This is a genomic window from Microcoleus sp. Pol11C2 (genome assembly GCF_036701505.1).
Lineage (GTDB): Bacteria > Cyanobacteriota > Cyanobacteriia > Cyanobacteriales > Microcoleaceae > Microcoleus.
Genome location: NZ_JAUBQX010000096.1, coordinates 1 through 7,421, shown reverse-complemented (window position 1 = coordinate 7,421; position 7,421 = coordinate 1). Strand labels below are relative to the sequence as shown.

The following is a 7,421-nucleotide window of genomic DNA, read 5'->3' as shown; positions in this document are numbered from 1 at the left end:
TACGTCAATATACTTACACACAGAAAATTATTTAGGATTGTTTATAAATATAGAAAATCATTTAGGATTGCTATAGAAGGGGTTTGCCTCATGGCAAACAAGATGCTCAAATTGTAGATGCCATCTTGCAGCTAGCTGAATTAGCTAGTGCCTTCGCTTGTCTGATTGTTTGCGAATCCTTAGATTTTACTGGTAAGAAAGCACAGTTAAGGGAGAAAAGTGCCAAGTATGCTCGGATGCTGTCTAGCTCGGCCCCGAGTCGTTTTTATCAGCTTTTGGAGTCGATTTTATCCAATCGTGGCATTTCTTTATTTAGTCGCAATCGGTGCTTACACCAGTTTAATTGGACTGGTTAAATACGCTCGGATGTATAGACTATACTGGGATATTGCTGCTGAATTGGGCAATTGCCAGGAGAGGTATGAACTTCAGTGAGAGATTGCCGCGCCCCGTATCCGCCTACCTAGGGGTGAACCCTAGGAAGCACGTATGGGGCGCTTGGTATCAATTTAATATGTTTGTCGGTCGGTGCTCGGTAGTTAATCGCAGACACGATTACTACCCTTGTCTCTAACTGGGCGCCACTGGTTAAGGCTGATGTCGAGCAGCGATGTCGGGTATCTGCCAAGCGCAAGCTAAGCGTGGCGATCGAGCTCAAGTTACACCGCAGACTTAATACGTGGGCTCAAATTACCTGTGGGTAGGTTTGTCCAGGTTTTTAGAAGCCGTTTAAACAATAAAAGATAAGTTTAAGAATAAACAATTATGGTAAATTCTGTTAGAGCCTCAACCCAAGGACTAGAAATTGTCGATCGGCTGCGCAAGCAGAAAGGCTGGACAAAATACTCAGTGTCTTGGTACGAAACTGCCCTGACTTCCGAAGCAACCTTAAGGCGGTTTTGGCGGCGAGTGCCTATTCAATCCGAGACATTTATCCTGATTTGTCAGGCTGTCGGAGCCCGCGAAGAAGATGTTGCCGAATCGGAAGAATTAATTGCTACAAAATGTCAAGATTGGGGGGAAGCACCCGATGTCCCCGTATTTTTTGGACGTGCTGAGGAACTTACCACACTAGAGCAATGGGTGCTCAAAGATCGCTGCCGGCTGGTGGCAATTTTGGGCATGGGCGGTATTGGTAAAACCCAACTATCGGTGAAGTTGGGAAGGGGTGGCATTGGCAAAACCGATCTGTCTTTGGAATTAGCAAAAGGGATTCAAGATGAATTTGACTATCTGATTTGGCGCTCTCTGCTGAATGCTCCACCAGTAACAGACATTCTGACAGACTTAATTAAACTCCTCTCGGACCAAAAAGAAACCGATTTACCGGACACTTTAAACGCTCAAATATCACTGCTGATCCACTATTTTCGCGAGTCTCGCTGTTTGGTAATCCTGGACAATGCAGAGTCAATTCTGCAAGGCGGGGAAGGGGCGGGGCAATATCGAGAAGGATATCAAGGATACGGTGAGTTGTTGAGGCGGGTTGGCGAAGTCCCCCATCAAAGCTGCTTGCTGCTCACCAGCCGGGAAAAACCCCACGAAATTGCGCTACTAGAAGGTAAAGCAAAACCAGTGCGATCGCTCAATTTAAGCGGTTTGAATGAGTCGGACGGACAGAGAATTTTTAATGAAATCGGCAATTTTTTGGGTTCGGATTCAGAATGGAAAGAAGTTGTAGAGTTTTATAATGGCAATCCCCTCGCTCTAGAACTGGCCGCCCGACATATTGAAGAAGTATTTTTTGGCGATTTGTCGGAATTTTTAAGCCAGGGAAAACCTTTATTTAATGACTTGCGAGATTTATTAGATTGGCATTTTGAACGCTTATCGCATGACGAAAAAGAAATCGTTTATTGGCTGGCAATTAATCGCGAACAATCATCGCTTTCCGAACTAAGAGAAGATATTTTATCTCCTTTAGCTAAAGAGAAAATAACTTCGACTTTGCAATCTTTACAAAGATTGTTACCTTTGGAAAAAACCAAAGCAGCCTTCGGATTGCAGCCAGTCATCCTGGAATATGTAACAGAAGGATTAATTAACATAGCTTGTGCAGAAATTATCGAAAAAAATATTGAAATACTTAACAGCCACTCTCTCATGAAGGCGTTAGCTAAAGACTACGTTAGAGAAAGTCAAAGCCGCCTGATTCTGCAACCGATTCAAGATAGATTAATCAATAGTTTGGGCAATAAAATCGGTTTAGAAGCCCGATTGACTGAAATTATCTCGACTCTGCGAGAAAAGTTTCCGCAAAGAGCTGGATATGTAGCGGGAAACATACTGAATTTATCCCGCCAACTAGAGACGGATTTAAGAGGACAGGATTTTTCCCATCTCACCATTTGGCAAGCTTACCTCCAAGGATGGAATTTGCCAGAAGTGAATTTTGCTGGTGCCGATTTAGCCAAATCTGTCTTTACTCAAGCTTTTGGAACTGTTTCTGCTGTGGCGTTTAGCCCCGATGGCAGGTTGCTAGCGGCGGGGATTGCCAATGGTGACATTCGCCTGTGGAGAGTCACAGATGGCGAACCGCTGTTGACCTGTCGGGGTCACAGTGATTGGCCCTGGGCGATCGCTTTCAGTCCCGACGGTCGAATTGTCGCCAGCGGCAGCCAAGACCAAACCGTTCGCCTGTGGGATGTCAGCACCGGTCAATGCGTTCTTGTGTTGCAAGGACATACCAGTTGGGTGAAGTCGGTTGCTTTCAACTGTGATGGCAGCCTGCTCGCCAGCGGTAGTAACGATCGCGCGATTCGCTTGTGGGATACCAACACAGGTCAATGCCTGAAAATTTTATTAGAACACAGCGATTGGGTGTGGTCAGTGGCCTGGAGTCCCGACGGCCGCACTCTCGCCAGCGGTAGCGGAGATGGGACGATTAAGTTGTGGGATGCAACAACAGGTGCGTGTTTGCAAACTATAAACGGACATAGCAATTCGGTCACAGCGATCGCCTTTAGCCCCGATGGCAATACCCTGGCTAGCGGTAGCTTCGACCAAACCGTGCGCTTGTGGAATGCCAACACAGGTGAATGCCTCAAGATTTTGCAAGGACACACCGAACAGGTGTGGTTAGTCGCGTTCAATCCCGACGGTCGCACCCTTGCTAGCAGTGGGGATGACGGTAACATCCGGTTGTGGGATGTTAATACCGGACAGGTTGTCAAGACAGTCAAGGAACGCACCAACCGCATTTGGTCGCTTGCTTTCAGTCCTGACGGTAATATCCTCGCCAGTAGTGGAGAAGACCAAACCATTAGGCTGCGGGATAGCAATACAGAGAGAACCATCAAGACGATATGGGGCTATTCCAGCGTGATGTGGTCGGTTGCCTTCAGCCCCAGCGACAATATCGTTGGCATCGGGAACGATCGAGGCGTGCAGCTATGGGATATCGGTACAGCTAAATTCCTCACAACTATCCAAGGATACATCGGCAAGACTAGAGCAGTTTCCTTCAGCGATCGCGGCAGCATATTAGCCAGCGGTAGCGATGACGGGAACATCCGGTTGTGGGATCTCAAAACCGGTCAATGTCTCAAGACGTTGCAAGGTCATACTAACCGAGTCTGGTCGGTAGCCTTCAGCCCTGATGGCAATATCGCTCTCAGCACCAGTGAAGATAGAACTATACGCTTGTGGAGTGTGAGCACGGGTCAGTGTCAAAACACGCTCACAGGTCATAACAGTCGGGTTTGGTCGGCGGCGTTTAGTCCTCACGGTCAGATATTTGCTAGTGGCAGCGATGAGGAAATCGTGCGCCTGTGGGATATCAAAACAGGTGAATGTATCAAGACTCTACAGGGACATACCAGCCGTGTTTGGTCAGTGGCGTTCAGTCCTAACGGTAATATCCTAGCTAGCGGAAGTGCCGATCGCACCGTTCGTTTGTGGAACGCTAGCACGGGGGAATGCCTTGCCACACTAGAAGGACATACTAACTCCGTGTGGTCGGTCGCATTCAGCCACAAGGGCAATCTGCTTGCCAGTGCCGGAACTGACCGCAGTGTTAGGCTGTGGGATGTAGACACGGGTCAATGCCTGAAGGTTCTGGAAGGACACGCCGAAATTATCTGGTCGGTTGCCTTTAGTCCCGACGATCGAACCCTAGCCACCAGTAGCAGCGATGAAACTATAAAGTTCTGGTCAGTGCAGGCCGGTCAGTGCGTGAAGACGTTAAGGAGCGATCGACCCTACGAACGCATGAATATCACTGGCGTCACAGGAGTAACAGAGGCTCAGAAAGCCGTGCTTAAAGATTTAGGAGCCATGGAGGATTACACAGAAATTGTCACCTAAAATGTAGGTAAAACATAACTCAAATTTTAGTGATTTGTAGTTTAATATTGATTAATGCCTTGGCAAAGAAACACAAAGAAATACATGGAATTTGTAGATGTCTTGCTAGTTCATCCACCCTATCATCGCAGAGCAGGTAGCGGCATCATTCCCCCGATCGGTCTTGCTTACATTGCATCAAGTCTGGAAGCGAAAGGATTTTCCGTTGCGATCCTAGATTGTGCCTTAGACTGCGGCTCGCAAAGTCCTGTAGGCCTCGAAAAATTCCAACAGTATCTTAATGAAAAATTAGAGAATATTACCCCTTTAAAATGTGTGGGTGTTGGACCAACAACCACGCCGGCTCTTAAATCGATCTATGTTTTAGCCAAAGCACTAAAAAAACAATATCCGAAAATACCTATTGTGTATGGCGGTCCTTTTGCTTCTATGCCCAGCCAAACACCTATTTTCTTCGATCTGTTGGAGGCGACAGCGATAATCCGCGGTGACGGAGAAGAAGCTTTTCCTCTTCTAGTCAATGCCTTACACGCAGGCAATACGGGAACTTCGATACCAGGTGTGTCTTGGCATAGAGAGGAAGTTGCATCGATCGCAGTGGTTAAAGATGTCGATCGAATCCCTTTTCCAGCAAGACATTTACTAGAAAATCATCGCTATCGCCCTTCTTTACGCAGAAACGTATTTGATGGCTTCATCACACCGATCTATTCATCTCGCGGATGCCCCTATCACTGCAACTTTTGTGTTTCGCCTATGTTGCGCGGGAATCAAGTTGCGCGTCGGAGCTTAGATGGGCTCTTTGCTGAAATGAGAGAATGTGTGGAACGTTTTCAAATTACTGGATTTATTTTTTATGATGATTGTCTGTTTGTGAAATCTATAACATTAAATCAAGAAGTTCAGAAATTTTGTAATTTATTAATCGCAGAAGTAGGTGAGATTAAATGGGAGATGGAGCTGAGATGTGATGCCGTTGCAGCCTTAGATTCTCAAAGCCTGCACAGTCTGTATAACTCAGGTTGCCGTCAAATCAATATGGGAATTGAAAAAGGTTCCGATCGCCAACTCAAAAGTCTGAACAAGCATTTAACAACTGCGATCGTTATCGCAGCTTGTGAAAATGTCAAGAGTAAAGTACCCGATATGCGACTGGCAGGAACTTTTATTTTAGGAGGACCGGATGAGAGAGCCTCGGATATTGAAACAACGATGGCTTTTGCCAAATACCTCAATTTAGATTTTGCTCATTTCTATCCTTTAGAAATCTACCCGGGAACGCCATTTTTCGATCGAGTCTGCGATCGGGGAGAGCCACCTACTGCCTGGGCCGAGCGAATGCTTAAAGATAGTAAAAACTATTGGGGAGAAATCCTTTATGAAACCAAAGAGTTACCAAGCGATCGCCTCTTGGAGCTGACGCATCAAGCTTACAATGAGTTCTATAACCGCACTGAATGGCTCGATCGTTTTGCTGACACGACCAGCTTGGAAGTTCGTTCTACGGCTAAAGCCGTGGTAGAAAGATGGTGTCAAGATCGATTTCATCTGTCTTTTGATGAAGCTCAAAACATTGCAGCAGTTGAAAATTGAACCCCTTTAGACCGCAAGCTAATAGTTTGGGAAAGAAGATCGTTAGCGTGTTCTACCCGAAATACATTGGCGTAGAGGTTAGCAATAATCTGTTTGCCAGATTGTGTTACCTCTAAGTAGCGCAGGGCGGATTTAATATAGGGAGAGACAACGTTCCAGAAAAAAGCTGGGTAGTTCTTCCGCAAATCAGCAGGACAGTGATAACCAAAAGCCTTGTTAGCACCAGTTTCTTCAAACTCGTAAAATAAGGCAGGAATTTTTTGTAAGTAGCGGGGATCTGCAAGTTGACCGATTAAATCGGCCGCTCTTACTAAACCAGGATAGTTGTTGGTATCTGAATGTTCTTCATCTTTTGGTACTGGGAAACGGGTTAGCTCAATATTGCGCTTCAAAGCTTCGCGATCGATCGGGTAAAAATCGCTGAATTGTTCCTGAATAAAGAGTTTTCCTCGATCTACATGAAAGGGAGTTAACGAGGCATCAGTCGAACCCAAAGGTAAATAGACAGTAGTGTCCCCTACACCTGTAGCATAGGTTTCTTCTGAAGGTCTGTCTTGTCGGCAAATTCCCCTAACGTAGCCTATATCGTGGCACAGCAAAGAGACGATCGTGTTCAACCAATCTTTACAGGAAACATTACCTTCAAGCATCTGCTTGCCTCGTAAAATTTCCTGACCTGCCAGCGTTACTAAAACGGTATGTTCTACATTGTGATAGGGTGCGTCACTGTTGGCAATCATTTCCAAAGCCATATTGCCAGCCCAATCAAGGATCTCCATACAATCGGGCCTAAGACTGCCGTAAGTCTGGCGATAACCGTGTTGCAACCTTTCAATGCAAGTATTAACCATCGCTTCTGTAGGATTGAACATCTCGCTACCCCTCAGTAATTACTTAGATCGACTCATCAGTTGGGGAAAGCAACATTGGTTAACCATGCTTCCCACATCTCTAGAATGCAGGATGTATTTAGGGTGGATGGTTCAGTGCTTGGTTCAGTATTTGGTTCAGTGTTTAGTTGAGTGCGATCGGGGAGTGTTAAAAAACTTCCTGGCGCAATTGGGGAAAAACCTTTGCAACTTTGCTCAGGACATAATCGCCGTAAGTGCCGCGAAACTCGTGAACGCTGGCTTTGTCCCAACGTTCGTTCTTGTTATCATCAACGATCGCTCCCTTGATTTCGATCGGGTGGAGTTCAGCATTGAAATTGGGATCGAAGAAGAATGGAAATGAGAGGCGAGCTCGTCCTGACACATTCTTGACTCGATGAGGAGTAGACCGATAAAGTCCACCTGTGAGGCGATCGAGCATATCCCCAATGTTACAAACAAATGAGTTGGCGATCGGGGGAGCATCAATCCAGCCTGATTTTGTCTTCACTTGCAAGCCACCTAAATCATCCTGCTTGAGAATATAGCAATCCTAAATGATCATCAAGACTAGGAGACAATTATATGCAATACTTGATTGTGACAATAAAAAGATGAATAATTTAAAACTGCCCCTCAAAGATATGGAAAAGG

4 protein-coding genes are annotated in these 7,421 nt (G+C 45.9%); 2 read left to right on the top strand and 2 right to left on the bottom strand.

What is annotated here, in order from left to right:
* Nucleotides 1–765 precede the first annotated feature (765 nt).
* Nucleotides 766–4,305: a WD40 domain-containing protein gene (locus QUA42_RS27185; protein ID WP_333141744.1), complete on the top strand. Its 3,540-nt coding sequence runs from the start codon at nucleotides 766–768 to the stop codon at nucleotides 4,303–4,305.
* Nucleotides 4,306–4,389: 84 nt separating this feature from the next.
* On the top strand, nucleotides 4,390–5,898 hold the full coding sequence (locus QUA42_RS27180; RefSeq protein WP_333141742.1) for a B12-binding domain-containing radical SAM protein: 1,509 nt from the start codon (nucleotides 4,390–4,392) through the stop codon (nucleotides 5,896–5,898).
* On the opposite strand, the gene QUA42_RS27175 is transcribed toward QUA42_RS27180, so the two are convergent.
* Both QUA42_RS27175 and QUA42_RS27170 read right to left on the bottom strand, forming a co-directional pair.
* Nucleotides 5,871–6,770: an Npun_R2479 family HD domain-containing metalloprotein gene (locus QUA42_RS27175; protein WP_333141740.1), complete on the bottom strand. Its 900-nt coding sequence runs from the start codon at nucleotides 6,768–6,770 to the stop codon at nucleotides 5,871–5,873. The two genes, QUA42_RS27180 and QUA42_RS27175, sit on opposite strands and share 28 nt — an antisense overlap.
* A gap of 166 nt (nucleotides 6,771–6,936) precedes the next feature.
* A complete protein-coding gene (locus QUA42_RS27170) occupies nucleotides 6,937–7,311 on the bottom strand; it encodes a 2OG-Fe(II) oxygenase family protein (RefSeq protein ID WP_333141746.1) in 375 nt (124 codons plus the stop codon).
* Nucleotides 7,312–7,421 lie beyond the last annotated feature (110 nt).